We start from the raw sequence: 15,905 nt of genomic DNA on the forward strand, positions 1-15,905 counted from the left end.
GCTTCTGAATCCGGAGGATGCGCCGCCGATCGCGGCCGCTTTCGGCGGCCTATGTAGCCTCGTTTTTCTCGCGGGAACAGGCCTATAAAGCGATCTTATGGGCCCACCCCTTGCGCGGATACGACCGGGCCGGTAGCGCTTGGATCATGACCTCCTTCAAAAAGACGCGCCCGCACACCATCGTCTTCGATCTCGACGGCACGCTTGTGGATACGGCGCCTGACCTGATCACCGCCCTGAACTACGTGCTCGACCGCGAGGGCCTGCCGCCCGTGCCGATGGCCTCGGCCCGCAACATGATCGGCGCAGGCGCCCGCAAGCTGATCGAGCGAGGGCTGGAGGCCGAGGGCCGCACCGTCACCCCCGCCGACATGGACCGGATGACCGCGGATTTCATCGCCTATTATGCTGACCATATCGCGGTCGAATCCCGCCCCTTCGAGGGGCTCGAGGCCGCGCTCGACCATTTCGCGGCGCAGGGCCATCGCCTTGCGGTCTGCACCAACAAGCTGGAATGGCTGTCCAAGCGCCTGCTGGACCAGCTCGGCCTCAGCCGCCGCTTCGCCGCGATCTGCGGCGCCGACACCTTTGGCGTCCAGAAGCCCGATCCGACCATCTTTCGCGAGACGGTGGCTCGGGCCGGCGGGGATGTGAAGGCCAGCATCATGGTCGGCGATGCCGGAACCGACGTCGGTGTCGCCCGGCGGGCCGGGGTTCCCGTGATCGGGGTCAGCTTTGGCTACACGGACGTGCCGATTGCCGAGTTGAAGCCGGACCGGCTGATCCATCACATGCGCGACCTGCCGGCGGCCGCCAGCAGCCTGATGACGGCCTCATCCCTCACAACCAACTGATACGGCTAGGTTATTTCGCGGAACCCGCGCTAGCCACCTTATTCCATGCACCCTGTTTGCGGAACTCCAGCCGGCGGTGCCGCCGAAACTCGTCCGCAAACCGCATCGGCCAAAGAAGCCAAAGCCAGCCGCGCCCCCGGCAGCGCCGGCCGATGCTGCACCCGCAGCTAGCTCGCCCTTCCCCGATCCGAATGCAGGCAAGCGCTGACTTACGTATACCACCCGATTGTCCTAGCCGCGTCCGATGCTTAGATTGCGTCGACGGCACCGCTGAAGCAAAGGTGCGCCCGTCGCCGCAAGTGACAAGGCAAGTTGGTATGAACGGACCTTCCGTGAGCCCCCGCGCCGCGCTGTCGAGCGCGATGACAGATCCGTTCGGACGGACCATCACCTACTTGCGCGTTTCAGTCACCGACCGCTGCGACCTGCGCTGCTTCTACTGCATGTCGGAAGACATGACGTTCCTGCCCAAGGCCGACCTGCTGACGCTGGAGGAACTCGACCGCCTCTGCACGGCCTTCATCGCCAAGGGCGTGAAGAAGTTGCGGCTCACCGGCGGCGAGCCCTTGGTCCGCCGCAACGTGATGACGCTGGTGCGCTCGCTGTCGCGGCATCTTTCGAGCGGCGCCCTGAACGAGCTGACGCTGACCACCAACGGCACCCAGCTTGCGAAGCACGCGCGGGAGCTCGCCGATTGCGGCGTCCGCCGCATCAACGTCTCGCTCGACACGCTCGATCCCAAGAAGTTTCGCGAGATCACCCGCTGGGGCGAGATCGACAAGGTGCTGGAAGGCATCGAGGCCGCACGCGCCGCAGGGCTTGCCGTGAAGATCAACGCCGTCGCCCTGAAGAATCTCAACGAGGACGAATTGCCCGAGTTGATGCGCTGGGCCCATGGCAAGGGCATGGGCCTGACGCTGATCGAAGTGATGCCGATGGGCGAGATCGGCTCGGGCCGGATCGACCAGTATCTGCCGCTGTCGCTGGTGCGTGCCCGCCTCGCTCAGCAATTCACGCTGACGGATCTCGCCGAGAGCACCGGCGGTCCGGCCCGCTATGTCAGCGTCGCCGAAACCGGCGGCAAGCTCGGCTTCATCACGCCGATGACCCATAATTTCTGCGAATCCTGCAACCGGGTGCGCATCACCTGCACGGGGACGCTGCACACCTGCCTGGGCCACGAGGATGCCTCGGACTTGCGCAAACCTCTGCGTGCATCGAGCGACGATCTGCTGCTTGCAGATGCGATCGACCGCGCCATTGGACTAAAGCCCAAGGGCCACGATTTCATCATCGACCGCCGCCATGACCGTCCCAGCGTCTCCAGGCACATGAGCGTCACCGGCGGCTAACACCGGCGGATTACGGGCTTATTCCCCTTACCTATCAACAAACTTCCGATTGACTGGCGGCACGCCCGCTGGTTTGGTGCGCCTGCCTCATGCCTGCGCGGCGAGACAAGCCACGCGCCAGCTCGGCGCAGTCAAGACGGCCGGGGCACAATCGGGGGAGGACCTATCGTTGCAAGCGCTCCTAACGTTGAGCAGCAGGATTGACGCGTTCACGCGCTGGACGGGCAAACGCCTGGCATGGCTGATCGTCGTCGCCGTCATCATCTCGGCGGTCAATGCGATCGTCCGCAAGACCTTCGATACCTCGTCCAATTCGTGGCTCGAGCTGCAATGGGTGCTGTTCAGCATCGTGTTCCTGCTCTGCTCGCCCTGGACGCTGCTCGACAACGAGCACATCCGCATCGACATCGTGAACAACGCACTGCCGAAGAAGGCCCGCAACGTGATCGACGTGATCGGTCACTTGTTCTTCCTCATTCCGCTGTGCGTCGTCATGATCATCACCGGCGTGCCGTTCTTCCAGCGCTCGTTCCAGATCAACGAGCAATCCGGCAATGCCGGCGGTCTGCCGCAATGGCCGGCCAAATCCCTGATCATGATCGGGTTCGCTTTCCTGCTCCTGCAAGGCATCTCCGAGCTGATCAAGCGAATCGCGGTGATGCGCGGATTGATGCCGGATCCCCATGACTCGCAAGTGTCGGCGCTGGAGGCGGAGGTCGAGCACCTCGTCGAAGCGATCGAGAAGAAGTAGCCGTTGGCGACGGTTTAGAGGGGAATCATGACCGCATTCATCATCGCCAATCTGGCGCCCATCATGTTCGCGTCGCTGGTCGTCATGCTGCTGCTCGGCTATCCCGCAGCATTCTCGCTCGGCGCCGTCGGCCTGTTTTACGCCATTGTCGGCGTCGAACTCGGCGAGTTCCGCCCTGACTTCCTCCAAGCCCTTCCGGAGCGGGTCTACGGCGTGATGAACAACGACACGCTGCTCGCCATTCCGTTCTTCACCTTCATGGGACTGGTGCTGGAGCGGTCGGGCATGGCCGAGGATCTGCTCGACACCATCGGCCAATTGTTCGGCACCATCCGCGGCGGTCTCGCCTATGCCGTGATTTTCGTCGGCGCGCTGCTCGCCGCGACGACGGGCGTCGTCGCCGCCTCCGTGATCTCGATGGGTCTGATCTCGCTGCCGATCATGCTGCGCTATGGCTATGACCGCCGCGTGGCATCCGGCGTCATCGCAGCATCCGGCACGCTCGCGCAGATCATTCCGCCCTCGCTCGTCCTGATCGTGATGGCCGACCAGCTCGGCAAGTCCGTCGGCGACATGTACGAGGGCGCCTTCATTCCGGGTCTCGTGCTCGCCGGCCTCTACGCCGGCTACGCTTTCCTCGTCAGCATGGTCTTCCCGAAGGCCACGCCGGGCCTGCCGAAGGAGGCCATCGGCTTCCGCGAGGAGAGTGGCAGCCGCGGCCTCGTCTCGCTCGGCATGCTGTTCCTGGCGAGCTGCGTGTTCGGCTGGTTCATGATGCGGAATTCGGACGTGCATGGCGCCGATTACGTCGTGCTCAGCATGTTCTACGGCATCATCTTCGCCTTCGTCGTTGCCGTGGTGAACTGGGTCATCGACAAGCTCACCGGCTTTCGCTTCCTGTCGAAGATGGCCCAGCAGACCACCTTCGTCATGGTGCCGCCGCTGTTCCTGATCTTCCTGGTGCTCGGCACGATCTTCATCGGCATCGCCACGCCGACCGAAGGCGGCGCGATGGGTGCCGCCGGCGCCCTGATCCTCGGCGCCGCGAAGCGCCGGCTGAGCTGGGACCTGATCCGGCAAGCCACGGAATCGACCGCCAAGCTGTCGGCTTTCGTCGTGTTCATCCTGGTCGGAGCCCGCGTGTTCTCGCTGACCTTCTACGGCGTCAACGGGCACGTCTGGGTCGAGCATCTGCTCACCTCCCTGCCCGGCGGCCAGGTCGGCTTCCTGATCTTCGTCAACGCGTTCGTCTTCGTGCTGGCCTTCTTCCTCGATTTCTTCGAGCTGGCCTTCATCGTGATCCCGCTGCTCGGACCTGCCGCCGAGCATCTCGGCATCGACCTGATCTGGTTCGGCGTCATCCTCGGCGTCAACATGCAGACATCGTTCATGCATCCGCCGTTCGGCTTCGCCCTGTTCTATCTCCGATCGGTCGCGCCGAAGGAGCGATACACCGATCGCGTCACCGGCAAGAGGATGGACCCTGTGACCACGGGCCAGATCTATTGGGGCGCGGTGCCATTCGTCGTCATCCAGATCATCATGGTCGGTCTGGTAATCGCGTTCCCGGCGATGGTGATGCACTACAAGGGCGTCCAAACGAACATCGACCCCTCTACGATCAAGATCGAGGTGCCGCAGATCGAGCTGCCGCCGCTGGATCTCGGCCCGCCGCAGAAATAGCGGCGGTGGCGCGACCGCCCTCTTACCCTGCCCTGGAGGGGAAGGGTCGATGCGCATGTAGCGAAATGCGCATCGGCGTGGGGTGACGGTCTCTCCTCGTAAATAGTGCCCGAGTGGATAGATCACCCCACCCCGGCGCTACGCGCCTCCCCCTCCAGGCAGAGCAATCGCATATGGAATTTCAGGAGGATTGTCCGTGGGCTTGCTTCGCCTCTCCCGCTTGCGGGAGAGGCCGACGCGCTCGCAGAGCGCGGCGGGTGAGGGCTCTTGTCCTCCTGGGACAGCCTCCGCATTTCCCGACAATCCCGCCGCGGCGACACCCTCACCCAGCCCTCCCCCGCAAGCGGGAGAGGGAGTCCAGTCCCGACGCCGAAGCATCATTCACACCATATGCGATAGCCCTGCCCCTCCAGGGGAGGGTGAACGATCGGCTCCCTCTGCCAACCTGAACCGCAGCGTGAACTCCGCGCCGCCTCCGGGGAGATTTGCCACCGTAACCGTGGCTGCGTGATCGTCCGTCACTGCGCGCACGATCGAGAGTCCTAGCCCCGCACCGTCGCTGCGCCGGCGGTCGGCGCGCCAGAAGCGCTGGAAGATCAGCTCGCTCTCGGCTTCCGGGATGCCCGGGCCGTGGTCACGCACGCGCACCGAACCGTCCTCGCGCACCTCGACATCGACGGAGGTGTCCTTTGCCGTGAACTTGATGGCGTTTTCAGCAAGGTTGAAGATCGCGCGCTGGAGCATCTCGGAATTGCCGTGGATCTCGACCGGCGCGTCCGTGCCCTTCAGCTCGATGTCTTTATGCTGCGCAATCGCGAACGGGGCGATCGAACCGACCACCTCGGCGCAGACGGCGCGCAAATCCGCGGTCTCGCCGGGATCGAGCACCAATGTGTCGAGCTCGGCGATCTCCAGCAGCTGGGCGACGAGGCGGCTCATGGTTTCGATGTCGGCATGCAGCGCCTGCCGTGCCGCACGGTCGTCGAGCGTCTCGATCCGCGTGCGCAGGATCGCGAGCGGCGTGCGCAACTGATGCGCGGCGTCCGCCGTGAACTGCCGCTGCACGCGAAAGCCGCCCTCGAGGCGATCGAGCGCCTGGTTCACGGCGGTGACCAGCGGCAGGATCTCGCGTGGGATCTGTGCCGTAGGCAAGCGGATGTCGGTCCGCGCCGGGCCGATATTGCTGGCTTCCTCCGAGGCCTTCCACAGCGGCGCAATCGCGCGGCGGAAGATAATGATGTCGGTGGCAAGCAGGACCAGGAGGATCGGGATGGTGATCCACCCTACCCGCCGGAAGAAGTTCGAGACGATGTCGTCGATGATGACGTCGCGGTGCGCGAGGTCCTCGGCAACCTGGATGCGCACCGTCTTGCCATCGATGTCACGGGTGACGCCGGCGCCGGAAATGGTTTCAGGCAAGCGCGGCGCTGCCACCGCTGGAGAACGCCGGTGAGAGGAGAACAGCAACCGGCCCTCGGCGTCGCGAATGTCGTACTGGTAGCGGCCATAAGCGTCTGAGTAGAGGCCCTTGAGGCTATCGGGCAGATTGAGCGTCAACGTGCCGTCCGGCTGCGCGACGATGCGCGCCGCCAGCACTTCGGCCTGCGCGCGCATGGCATCGCGATGCAGCTGGCCGATCTCGGAATTGAGCAGCCAGAACAGCACCAGCGGCAGGAAGACTGCGACCACCGCGACCGCAAGGATGTGGAGGAACACGATGCGCCAGATCAGCGATTTGAACGTCGGCGACCTGCCATAGGACCCGGCACTGGATCCGAGCTGGGCCACGCTATTTCTCCTCGGTCATGAGATAGCCGACGCCGCGGATGGTGTGGATCACCACCTTGGCGCCATGTTCCGCCAGCTGCTTGCGCAGCCGCGAGACATAGACCTCGACCGCGTTGGAAGCGACTTCGCCTTCGAGCCCAAAGATGTGGTCCTCGACGTTCTTCTTCGGCACGACCCGTCCCTGCCGGCGCAGCAGGATCTCCAGCACCGACGTCTCGCGCGCGGAGATGATCCGCGGCTGGTCGTCGACGAAGATCTGGCGGCTCTCGGTATCGTAGACGAGATTGGCGAGACTGAGCGAGCGGCCGAGCAACTGGCCGGGTCGGCGCAGGATGGCCTCCAGCCGCGCCACCAGCTCCTCCATCGCAAACGGTTTTGCGAGATAGTCGTCGGCACCGCTGCGCAGGCCGCTGACGCGGTCCTGCACGCCGCCGCGCGCGGTCAGCACCAGTACCGGCAGCGGTTCCATCTTGAGGCGCAGCTCGCGCAGTACCGACAGGCCGTCGCCGTCGGGTAGGCCGAGATCAAGGATCATCGCGGCGTAGCTGACGCTGCTCACCGCCTCGCGCGCCTCCGCTGCGCTGCCGACGATGTCGCTCTCATAGCCGGCTGCCGCCAGCCCGCCTGCAACGAGCCGCGACAGCTCGGCATTGTCCTCGACGATCAGAAGGCGCATCGTAGTCCCGACGGGTAACCAGGTCGCCGCACGGTCCGCGCGGTATCTTCGCTCTCTTCCACCATTCCGGCCGCGGCGGCCAGCGAAAAAGTGTCCGACGGCCGTCCGCCCTGTCAGCTTCGTGTAAGCCGATCATCACTGACAGTTTCGGCGTCGACCGCGCCGAGCCGACAGATTCATCCCTACCCACGCGGCGTTTTCATTCGCGAGAGGTTGTTTGTTAGTTTTCGACGCCCCGACAGAATGACGTCGAAGTTAGACGGATCTCGACGTTTCGAACTGCGCGCATGGGGATTTCAGAACACCGTCCGGTCGCCATCGTCAGACCAGCCGCGGATTTTATTTTTGCAGCACTGCGTCAAATTGTCCATTTTTCTGTTGACCAGAAAATTGTCGAAGATAAAGGTGCCTTGCTTCACGCGCGGCCAGGACATCCACATGTCCCGGCGAAAACCGACAAGAAGAACGAGCTGGAGCATCAGACGGGTGGACTAGCTCCGGCGCAGACATGGAAGGCTGCTGATGCAGCACCATGGTCCTGCTCGTTTGGGGTCAGCACTCAGCGAGCGGGGAAACGACGTCGATGCGCCCATTGTTGGCGATAAGCACAGCTATCGACTGGCTGAACGAAAAGGTCGGCAACGTCTGCAATGTTCTGGTGCTCGCGGCCTGCTTGGTCAGCGCTGCAAATGCGATGATCCGCTACGCCTTCAGCTACAGCTCCAATAGCTGGCTCGAGACCCAGTGGTACATGTTCGCCGTCGTTGTGATGTTTGGCGCGTCCTACACGTTCAAACGCAACGAGCATGTGCGCGTCGAAATCCTCTACCTCATGCTTTCCGAACGCGGGCAGCTGTGGCTGGACCTGATCGGGACATTGGTTTTCCTCGTCCCGGCCTGCCTGCTCCTCAGCTACCTGTCATGGGCGATGTTCTACAGCTCTTTCATCATCGGTGAAATGTCCAACAATGCCGGCGGCCTCCTGCGGTGGCCGATCAAGTTTGTCCTGCCGGCTGGATTCTTCATGGTGGCGTTGCAAGGAGTCTCGGAAGTCATCAAGCGAGCGGCGGCTTTGCGCGGTGAAGTCACCATCGATGCTAAATACGAGCGGCCGACCCAATGATCACGATCGAGATGATGCCGCCGCTGATGTTCGGCGGGCTGGTCCTGGCGATGCTGATCGGCTTCCCCGTCGCCTTCACGTTGGCCGCTCTCGGCCTTTCGTTCGGATTTCTCGCGATCCACGAGGGATTTTTCGGATTCAGCTTCCTTCAGGCCATCCCGGAGCGCATCTACGGCAGCGTCCTGGCCAACGAGCTGCTGCTTGCGATCCCATTCTTCACGTTCATGGGCGCGATCCTCGAACGATGCGGCCTCGCAGAGGACATGCTGGACTCCATGGGGCAGTTGTTCGGCCCCATTCGCGGCGGTCTCGGCTATTCCGTGATCATCGTCGGCTTCATTCTCGGTGCCATCACCGGCACCGTAGCCGCACAGGTGATCGCGATGGCGCTGATCTCGATGCCGGTCATGATCCGCTACGGCTACAACATGCGCTACATCACCGGCGTGCTTGCAGCCTCCGGCACCATCACACAACTGGTGCCGCCCTCGCTGGTTCTGATCGTGCTCGCGGACCAGCTTGGGAAGTCGGTCGGCGACATGTATCTGGGCGCTTGGGGTCCATCGATCCTCCAGATCGCCCTGTTCGCGGGCTACACGTTTGCACTGAGCCTGATCAAGCCGGGCCACGTCCCGGCAGTGCCCAAGGAAGCGAGGACGCTCAAGGGCTGGGCGCTCTGGCGCAAATGCCTCCTGGGCATCATTCCGTCTGCCGTTCTGATCTTCGTGGTGCTCGGCACGATGATGCTTGGCCTCGCCACCCCGACCGAAGCGGGCGCGATGGGCGCCGTCGGTGCAATCGTCCTCGCCGTCATCCATCACAAGGATTTCAGCTCGGCTGGTCACAAGGTGTTGCTCGTCGGCGTCGCCGCTGCTGGTGTCGGCACCATCATCGGCATCTATTTCACGCCAAATCTGCCGTTCAAGATCACCTTTGCAATTGCGTATCTCGCAGTGGCCTGGGTCTGCATCGAGGCGATCAGGATTCCGGACCTGCGCATTTTGGTCAAGCAGGGCTATGAGACCACCATGCGCATCACCTGCATGGTAACCTTCATCCTGATCGGATCGACTTGCTTCTCGATCGTCTTCCTGGGCTGCAACGGTGGCGTCTGGCTGGAGCACATGCTGACATCGCTGCCGGGCGGCGTCTGGGGCTTCCTGATCTTCATCAATCTGTTCATCTTCTTCATCGCCTTCTTCCTCGACTTCTTCGAGATCGCCTTCATCATCATCCCGATGATTGCGCCGATCGCGCAGAAGCTGCTTGCCCCCGTGGTCGGCGCGGATGCCGCCTTGATCTGGTTCGGTGTCATGCTCTGCGTCAACATGCAGACCTCTTTCCTGCATCCTCCCTTCGGCTTCGCCTTGTTCTACTTGCGCGGTGTGGCGCCGAAGGAGGTCAAGAGTTCAGACATCTACTGGGGCGCAATGCCTTGGATCGGCCTGCAGGCGATCATGGTTGCAGTCGTCATCGCATTCCCAATAACGGTGACTGGGTTGCTGGACGCACCCACGAAGGTGGACTTGGACAAGATCAAGATCGAGATTCCCGATATCGAACTGCCACCGCCACTCGATTTCGGGCAGCCGAAGAACTGATCTACGGAACTGGGATGTACTGGCCCCCGCGTCGCGCCCTCGCATCGGGCCGCCATTCTGATGGAGTAGACGGTCGTCCGGCGCTGTGGCTAAATTCGAGGCCGGAGCTGCGACTGGAGGAACCCGATGTCGTATTTTACACCCGGACAACACCGGGACTCCCGCATCTGCAAGGTTCTCGCCGACGTCTTTTGCGCGATCTTGCTCGGGATCTTTTCCGTCGTCTTCTTCGGCTGGCTCGGCGGCATTGTCGCCTTCGTTATCCTCGAAGTTGGTCTGTTGTGGATCGATTGGCTCATTCCAAGCGCGGATGACGCGGCTGGTGTTGTTCGCTAACGGCCTTAGATCAACCTCGGCTGCTGCTAGGACGCGGACTCATTAAGCCGCAACCACAATCGGATAGACGCGAGTTGAACGAAGGCAAGGTAGTTGGCGGCGAGTCTATCGTAGCGCGTCGCCACCCGACGACATTGTTTGATCCTGTTGAAGAACCGCTCCACTTGGTTGCGAGCGCGGTAAAGATACGGGCTGAAGCAGATCGGACCGCTGCGATTGCTTTTCGGCGGAATACGCGTCGATCGCAACGTCACGTTCATTCCCGCTCTAAGAGACAGACTTACATCCGGCTCGAAAGCGGCATGTCCAAGGTACGTCATGGGTTGGCCGTCTTGGGGTGCCATTTTGCGAAAATCTATGATAGCACAGAGAGCTTATCACTACTCGCAAACGCATGATCCCGCGCCCGCACATTTTGTTTATTGATGGCCTGCCGGGGTCCGGCAAGAGCATGGCCGCCAAGGCAGTCGGCGGCCACATCCACAATAGCCGAGTGTTCACGGAGATCGCTTCGAACCATCCTCTGCTGGTAGGTACGCCCGACCCTGTAGGTGCAGGCTTCGTAGACATTCACGAGACGCATTCGGCTGACTCGTTCGCGGCTGCCGCGCTCAGGAAGCTGGAATACTTCTTGGAGACTACCGGGGATGATACGCTGTACGTCTTTGAAAGCCATCCGATACAGAGCACCGTCCGAGTGCTATTTCAGTTGGGCGCGCCGCGAATGACAATTTCGCATTTTTGGTTACATTTCCAGGAGCGGCTGGAATACGTGCAAGCTGGACTGATCTACTTCCAGGAGAACAACCCTCTAGAAGCTATAAGCGAAATCGCTCGAAAGAGAGACCCAACTTGGAAGAGCTATCTGATCGAGTTGACCCAGCGATCACCATGGATGCAGTCGCGAGCTCTTTCCGGTCTCGAAGGCGTCGATCAGATGCTCGTCGAGTATGCGAGCTTGGTGGATCATCTGGTAGATTTGTGGCGGTACCCAATCTTGAAGCTAGCCGCTCGGCCAGAGAGCTACGAACAGCGGACGGATGCGCTCACCAAGTGGGTAGCAGAATCGATTATCCCCTCCAGTCGTTCGTAGTGCCTGCTGTCCCGGAAGCGTAGCCGGCCCACGGGAACAATGTCTGGAAGTGGCCCTTAGCCGTTCACCACATCAGACGCCATGATGTCGGGTTTATGACACTGAGCGGACCAGGATCAGACGGCGCCGGGATCCCGTTGCTGAGTCGAAGCAGACTAAGCGTTTCTCAGATTTCCTGTATGGTATCCAGGCTGTTCCTTCTTCTGAGTAGATTATTGGGGTACGCGGTGGATCGCAGAACTGTCATTAGCGGCATTGCTCTCGCCGCGCTTCCGCAGACCGCCGTTTCTGCTCTTGCCAATGATGCGAGCAAGGCCAGTTCGGAGGATCATGTCCCGTTCAGCCGCTATGCCGCACAGCGAGACGGTCGCCGCCCGAGCGTAATCCTGTTGCATGGGACGCGCGGATTCCAACTTAAGTTGTCCGCATATGAACGACATGCGAACGCACTGATCGCCAAGGGATAGACGCCTATTTGGTCGAGTTTTATACGGAGATCGACGGCCAAGCGCTGAAAGGATTCAACAGCAAAGCAGATCGCGAAGCGTACGATATGCAACGATACGATGCGTGGACAAAGCGGGTGTCATCGGCCATCACCACGATTCTGGAAGGTGACTATAGTTCTCGGCAGCTTGGTCTGCTTGGCTTCTCATTGGGCGGCTTTGTTGCAGCTGCTACGGCTTCGCGCGACAGTCGCGTCACGGCCTTGGGCGTCCTCTACGGAGGCATGCCTGACAAGATTGCGCCCGAAGTAAAGCACATGCCGCCCACGGTCGAGCTGCATGGTGATGCAGACAGCAATGTGCCGCCGGCGACCGGCGAGGCTCTCGTAACGTTGGCCAGGTCCGTCGGCGCTCCCGCAGACCAGGTCACATATTACGGCAAAGGTCATGGCTTCGACTTTGCCGATAACGATCCTGCGACCACCGATGCTGTTTCGCGCATTGCACATTTCTTTAAGGCTCAATTTGACAGGGTTTGAGCCATCTTCCACTTCTGGCTTATCGGCAACCTCGGGAGACGTCCGCTTTCCCGCCGCTGTTAGGGCTTGAGTAGACGCGAGGCGGCCAGCCGCTTAATGAGTACACAGCCTACTAGTCTGGCTTGCTACAGTGCTCCAGGAAGGCCGTTCTCAGTTCAGCCAGTTGATTTCTTGTTGCTCCCAGCTCTGCGTCGGTCCGACTTGCAGGCAGGTCCATGTAAGCGATCGGCTGATCGAACTGGCTCGCCGTGAAGTCGTATCTCCGGCCTTCGATCCGATTGTAGAAATGGTCGCCTGCCGGCAGAGGCGTCTTCAGCAAGTCACCGCCGAAGAGTTCGCGAATAAGCAGCGCAGTGACGTTGCATTGCCCGGCCGCGGGATTGGTCGCCGTCCATTGGCTTGCCGTCGACGACGACCATGCCTTGCGCAGCGCGCTTTGGACGTCGTCGGGATCGAAGCTCATCGTCGTCTCCAGGCCCGCACCGACGAAACTCAATTTCGGATTATTCGATTGTTACCTTTTACTCCTGTTTTGCCCGACGAGACTGAGCAAGAACTCGGCATTTTGGTGAGTTGATGTACGATTCTGTTCATGACGAATCGCACATTCAAGACCGGCGAGAGCCGCGACCAGGCCAGCCTGCTTCCTGCTCGGATTGAGGACTATGTCGGACCGGACAACCCCGTCCGGGCGATTGAGAGCTTCGTTCGTGTCCTCGACCTTGCCAAGCTCGGCTTTCGCCATGCGGATCGCAAGGCTGAAGAGGTCGGCCAGCCGCCATACGATCCAGCCGATCTGCTGAAGCTCTACCTTTACGGCTACATCAACCAAATCAGGTCGTCGCGTCGGTTGGAGCGGGAGGCCGGCCGCAATCTGGAACTGATCTGGCTGCTGAGGAATCTGAAGCCGGGTTATCGGACGATCGGCAATTTCCGCAAAGAGAACTGGGCGGCGCTGAAGGCAGCCAACCGCAGCTTCGTGCTGCTGATGCGCGAGCTTGGTCTTGTCGGCGGCAGCGTTGTTGCAATTGACGGCTCGTTCTTCCATGGCGACGCCAGCAAGGCCAGCATCTTTACGCGCAAACGGCTTGCCGATCAGATCATCAAGCTGGACCAAGAGATCGAGGCTTACGGCAAGTGCCTTGAGGACAATGATGCCGCGGAAGCCAAGAAGCCGGGCAAGGATGGCCCCGATGGCGGCGGCGGAGGTGGCGGCGACATCGGTGCGAAGATCGCGGCGCTGCTGGCGAAGCGCTTGCGCGCACAAGGCGACCTTGCTCGGCTGGAAGAGAATGGCGAGACGCAGCTATCCCTGACTGATCCGGATGCCCGGCTTCTGGTCAAGAGCGGCCAGGGCGTCGCAGGCTACAATGTGCAGACCGCCGTCGATGACAAGCACAAGCTCATTGTCGCCAGCGAGGTGGTGAACGACAGCAGCGATGTCGGCCAGCTACATGCGATGGCCATGGCGGCAAAAGAGGCTCTCGAGGTCGGGGCCCTGCAGGCGCTGGCAGATGAGGGCTATTACAGCAGTCGCGAACTGAAGGCCTGTGAAGACGATGGCATCACGCCCTATGTGCCGGTGCCGGAGGGCAACGCCCGGCTCGAGAAGCAAGGCCGCTTTGCCCTCAAGGACTTCAACTATGATGGCGCAACCGACACCTACCGTTGTCCTGCCGGCCAACCGCTACATCCGATGAAGAGCAGGCAAAAGAACACCAGCGGCCGCATCGAGATCCGCTATGCGGCGCGCGGAGCGATCTGCAGGACCTGCCCGCTCAAGGTCCAGTGTCTCTCGTCGAACGCGGCCTACCGGACGATCGGTCGCTGGGAGCATGAAGGCGTTCTTGAACGTCATCGCGCGCGGATGCAGGGTGCAGGCGAGCTGATGCGCCGTCGTTTTGCCATCGTCGAGCATCCGTTTGGCACGCTCAAATGCCGCGCCGGCTATCGTCATTTCCTGGTCCGCGGCTTCGATAAGGTCCGCGGTGAGTGGAACCTGATGGCGCTCTGCTACAACTTTACCCGCGTGCTCAACATTCTTGGCTTAGACGTGTTTCTGGCCGCCCTCGCAAAGACGCTCGCTCCTGGCCGAGGCACCCTCGCAGCCCTCCTGCAGGGCATCCAGCTTGCTCCAGAGGCCTTCTGGATCAATCACCCGCCTCCGATCGCAATCGGTCGCCCACACCGGCCTGACTCCGCCAAAACGAGTATTCTTGCTCAGTCTCGACAGGTCAAACTGCCACCTGCTTCGTAGGAGCGAAACGATCCATCCATCGGCCCGTCCGGAGCCCACTTCCCCCGCATACCGCAGCACCGGACCGCGTCCTCCGAAGGCTGCGTGTACCGCCGATTTTTTCTCACGACTTATCAAGCCGTTGGCTACTGTGCATGGGGTTGTTTTTCTCGTTTTGAATTCCGCCCCTAACAGCAACGCCCCGGAGCCTTTGCTCCGGGGCGTCGCATGCGACGAAGAGGGGTGATCAGCTCTGCGAGCGCCGTGCCATGAAGATGTCGTAGCCAACCTCGGCGACCTGGAACCAGGAGTAGCCGTCGCTCGTGAACTTGGCGAGCGAGTCGTGCACCTTCTTGAAGTTCGGGTTGGTCGCAGCGACTTCGGCGTGCAGCTCCTTGGCGGCCTTGTAGCAGGCATCCATGATCGCGGGCGAGAAGGCGTGCAGCTTGGTGCCGCCCGCCAGCAGCTTCCTCAGCGCCAGCGGATTGGCGTTGTCGTAGCGCGCCATCATGTAGTTGTTGGCATAGTGGCCGGCCTGCTCCAGCACGCTCTGGTAATATTTCGGCAGCGCGTTCCACTTGTCGAGATTGACGAAGGCCATCAGCATCGGCCCGCCTTCCCACCAACCGGGATAGTAGTAGTGCGGCGCGATCTTGTAGAAGCCGAGCTTCTCGTCGTCATAAGGGCCGACCCATTCGGCGGCGTCGATGGTGCCCTTCTCCAGCGCCGGATAGATATCGCCGCCGGCGAGCTGCTGCGGCACCACGCCGAGCTTCTGCAGCACGCGGCCGGTGAACCCGCCGATGCGGAATTTCATGCCCTTGAGATCCTCGGGCGTGTTGACCTCTTTCCTGAACCAGCCGCCCATCTGGCAGCCGGTGTTGCCCGCGAGCAGCGAGACGACGTTGTAGCCCTTGTAGAACTCGTTGAGAACGTCGCGGCCGCCGCCCAACATGTACCAGGCCTGGTTGATGCGCATGTTGGGACCGAACGGCACGGCCGAGCCGAAGGTGAAGGTCGGGTCCTTGCCGAAATAATAGTAGGACGCGGTGTGGCCGATCTCGCAGGTGCCGTTCTGCACGGCGTCGAGCACCTGCAGGCCCGGCACGATCTCGCCGGCCGCGAAGATCTGGATCTGGAATTTGTTGTCGGTCGCCTCCGCAACCATCTTGCACATCATCTCGGCGCCGCCAAACAGTGTGTCGAGCGATTTCGGCCAGCTCGTCGGCATGCGCCATTTGATTTCCGGCATCGACTGCGCGATCGCGGGAGCCGCGAGCGTGGCGGCGCCGGCCGCACCAAGTCCAGTGACCTTGATGAAGTCTCTTCTCTTCATGATTTCCTACCCTGATGGATCTGCTTGTGGAGCCTTCTTGCCGAGGCTTTCCGACAGCATGGAACATCGCCGGGCCGAAAGCCATCCCGAT

The 15,905-nt window shown here is 61.6% G+C and carries 15 protein-coding genes and 2 pseudogenes; 11 read left to right on the top strand and 6 right to left on the bottom strand.

Going from position 1 to position 15,905, the window contains the following annotated elements; all coding sequences use genetic code 11:
- Positions 1 to 146 precede the first annotated feature (146 nt).
- The 5 genes and pseudogenes from P6U29_RS25555 (at position 147) to P6U29_RS25575 (ending at position 4,640) form a co-directional block, all read left to right on the top strand.
- Complete coding sequence (locus P6U29_RS25555) at positions 147 to 854, top strand: HAD family hydrolase (RefSeq protein ID WP_407112858.1); 708 nt, start codon at positions 147 to 149, stop codon at positions 852 to 854.
- 14 nt (positions 855 to 868) lie between these two features.
- Positions 869 to 1,062, top strand: a pseudogene (locus P6U29_RS25560) (hypothetical protein); the annotation flags it as partial.
- 109 nt (positions 1,063 to 1,171) lie between these two features.
- Positions 1,172 to 2,206 carry a GTP 3',8-cyclase MoaA gene (gene moaA / locus P6U29_RS25565; RefSeq protein WP_407112859.1) on the top strand — a complete coding sequence of 345 codons (1,035 nt, stop codon included), beginning with the start codon at positions 1,172 to 1,174 and terminating at the stop codon, positions 2,204 to 2,206.
- A gap of 169 nt (positions 2,207 to 2,375) precedes the next feature.
- Positions 2,376 to 2,957, top strand: a complete 582-nt coding sequence (locus P6U29_RS25570) for a TRAP transporter small permease subunit (RefSeq protein WP_407112860.1) — start codon at positions 2,376 to 2,378, stop codon at positions 2,955 to 2,957.
- Between the two features lie 27 nt (positions 2,958 to 2,984).
- Entirely contained in the window at positions 2,985 to 4,640 is a 1,656-nt protein-coding gene (locus tag P6U29_RS25575; RefSeq protein ID WP_407112861.1) for a TRAP transporter large permease subunit, read from the top strand.
- Between the two features lie 381 nt (positions 4,641 to 5,021).
- On the opposite strand, the gene P6U29_RS25580 is transcribed toward P6U29_RS25575, so the two are convergent.
- The 3 genes from P6U29_RS25580 to P6U29_RS25590 form a co-directional block, all read right to left on the bottom strand.
- Entirely contained in the window at positions 5,022 to 6,428 is a 1,407-nt protein-coding gene (locus tag P6U29_RS25580; RefSeq protein WP_407112862.1) for an ATP-binding protein, read from the bottom strand.
- 1 nt (position 6,429) lies between these two features.
- Entirely contained in the window at positions 6,430 to 7,104 is a 675-nt protein-coding gene (locus P6U29_RS25585; RefSeq protein WP_027571635.1) for a response regulator transcription factor, read from the bottom strand.
- A gap of 296 nt (positions 7,105 to 7,400) precedes the next feature.
- Positions 7,401 to 7,538, bottom strand: a complete 138-nt coding sequence (locus P6U29_RS25590; protein ID WP_407112863.1) for a hypothetical protein — start codon at positions 7,536 to 7,538, stop codon at positions 7,401 to 7,403.
- A gap of 149 nt (positions 7,539 to 7,687) precedes the next feature.
- Between P6U29_RS25590 and P6U29_RS25595 the strand changes: the two genes are divergently transcribed.
- The 3 genes from P6U29_RS25595 to P6U29_RS25605 all read left to right on the top strand — a co-directional run bounded on the left by P6U29_RS25595 (position 7,688) and on the right by P6U29_RS25605 (position 10,164).
- The gene (locus P6U29_RS25595) at positions 7,688 to 8,227 is read left to right on the top strand and encodes a TRAP transporter small permease subunit (RefSeq protein WP_407119423.1); all 540 of its coding nucleotides are present in this window, start codon (positions 7,688 to 7,690) and stop codon (positions 8,225 to 8,227) included.
- Entirely contained in the window at positions 8,224 to 9,828 is a 1,605-nt protein-coding gene (locus P6U29_RS25600) for a TRAP transporter large permease subunit (RefSeq protein WP_407112865.1), read from the top strand. Before P6U29_RS25595 ends, P6U29_RS25600 begins: the two co-directional genes overlap by 4 nt.
- Before the next feature lie 126 nt (positions 9,829 to 9,954).
- Positions 9,955 to 10,164 carry a hypothetical protein gene (locus tag P6U29_RS25605; protein WP_407112866.1) on the top strand — a complete coding sequence of 70 codons (210 nt, stop codon included), beginning with the start codon at positions 9,955 to 9,957 and terminating at the stop codon, positions 10,162 to 10,164.
- 26 nt (positions 10,165 to 10,190) lie between these two features.
- On the opposite strand, the pseudogene P6U29_RS25610 reads toward P6U29_RS25605, so the two are convergent.
- Positions 10,191 to 10,397: pseudogene (locus P6U29_RS25610) on the bottom strand (transposase); the annotation flags it as partial.
- Positions 10,398 to 10,558: 161 nt separating this feature from the next.
- Between P6U29_RS25610 and P6U29_RS25615 the strand changes: the two are divergent.
- Positions 10,559 to 11,257: a hypothetical protein gene (locus tag P6U29_RS25615; RefSeq protein WP_407112867.1), complete on the top strand. Its 699-nt coding sequence runs from the start codon at positions 10,559 to 10,561 to the stop codon at positions 11,255 to 11,257.
- A 475-nt stretch (positions 11,258 to 11,732) separates the two neighbouring features.
- Positions 11,733 to 12,242, top strand: a complete 510-nt coding sequence (locus P6U29_RS25620; RefSeq protein ID WP_407112868.1) for an alpha/beta hydrolase — start codon at positions 11,733 to 11,735, stop codon at positions 12,240 to 12,242.
- Positions 12,243 to 12,354: 112 nt separating this feature from the next.
- On the opposite strand, the gene P6U29_RS25625 is transcribed toward P6U29_RS25620, so the two are convergent.
- Positions 12,355 to 12,705 carry a hypothetical protein gene (locus P6U29_RS25625; RefSeq protein ID WP_407112869.1) on the bottom strand — a complete coding sequence of 117 codons (351 nt, stop codon included), beginning with the start codon at positions 12,703 to 12,705 and terminating at the stop codon, positions 12,355 to 12,357.
- A gap of 129 nt (positions 12,706 to 12,834) precedes the next feature.
- Between P6U29_RS25625 and P6U29_RS25630 the strand changes: the two genes are divergently transcribed.
- Positions 12,835 to 14,499 carry an IS1182 family transposase gene (locus tag P6U29_RS25630; RefSeq protein WP_407112870.1) on the top strand — a complete coding sequence of 555 codons (1,665 nt, stop codon included), beginning with the start codon at positions 12,835 to 12,837 and terminating at the stop codon, positions 14,497 to 14,499.
- 226 nt (positions 14,500 to 14,725) lie between these two features.
- On the opposite strand, the gene P6U29_RS25635 is transcribed toward P6U29_RS25630, so the two are convergent.
- The gene (locus P6U29_RS25635) at positions 14,726 to 15,814 is read right to left on the bottom strand and encodes a TRAP transporter substrate-binding protein (RefSeq protein WP_407112871.1); all 1,089 of its coding nucleotides are present in this window, start codon (positions 15,812 to 15,814) and stop codon (positions 14,726 to 14,728) included.
- Positions 15,815 to 15,905: the final 91 nt, after the last annotated feature.

The sequence above is a fragment of the Bradyrhizobium sp. LMG 9283 genome, assembly GCF_045571415.1.
GTDB lineage: Bacteria > Pseudomonadota > Alphaproteobacteria > Rhizobiales > Xanthobacteraceae > Bradyrhizobium.

Coding starts and splice junctions, on each gene's coding strand:
- P6U29_RS25605 (WP_407112866.1), top strand. CDS start 9,955: ATGTCGTATTTTACACCCGGACAACACCGGGACTCCCGCATCTGCAAG.
- moaA (WP_407112859.1), top strand. CDS start 1,172: ATGAACGGACCTTCCGTGAGCCCCCGCGCCGCGCTGTCGAGCGCGATG.
- P6U29_RS25630 (WP_407112870.1), top strand. CDS start 12,835: ATGACGAATCGCACATTCAAGACCGGCGAGAGCCGCGACCAGGCCAGC.
- P6U29_RS25615 (WP_407112867.1), top strand. CDS start 10,559: ATGATCCCGCGCCCGCACATTTTGTTTATTGATGGCCTGCCGGGGTCC.
- P6U29_RS25625 (WP_407112869.1), bottom strand. CDS start 12,705: ATGAGCTTCGATCCCGACGACGTCCAAAGCGCGCTGCGCAAGGCATGG.
- P6U29_RS25585 (WP_027571635.1), bottom strand. CDS start 7,104: ATGCGCCTTCTGATCGTCGAGGACAATGCCGAGCTGTCGCGGCTCGTT.
- P6U29_RS25590 (WP_407112863.1), bottom strand. CDS start 7,538: ATGTCCTGGCCGCGCGTGAAGCAAGGCACCTTTATCTTCGACAATTTT.
- P6U29_RS25555 (WP_407112858.1), top strand. CDS start 147: ATGACCTCCTTCAAAAAGACGCGCCCGCACACCATCGTCTTCGATCTC.
- P6U29_RS25600 (WP_407112865.1), top strand. CDS start 8,224: ATGATCACGATCGAGATGATGCCGCCGCTGATGTTCGGCGGGCTGGTC.
- P6U29_RS25595 (WP_407119423.1), top strand. CDS start 7,688: ATGCGCCCATTGTTGGCGATAAGCACAGCTATCGACTGGCTGAACGAA.
- P6U29_RS25635 (WP_407112871.1), bottom strand. CDS start 15,814: ATGAAGAGAAGAGACTTCATCAAGGTCACTGGACTTGGTGCGGCCGGC.
- P6U29_RS25575 (WP_407112861.1), top strand. CDS start 2,985: ATGACCGCATTCATCATCGCCAATCTGGCGCCCATCATGTTCGCGTCG.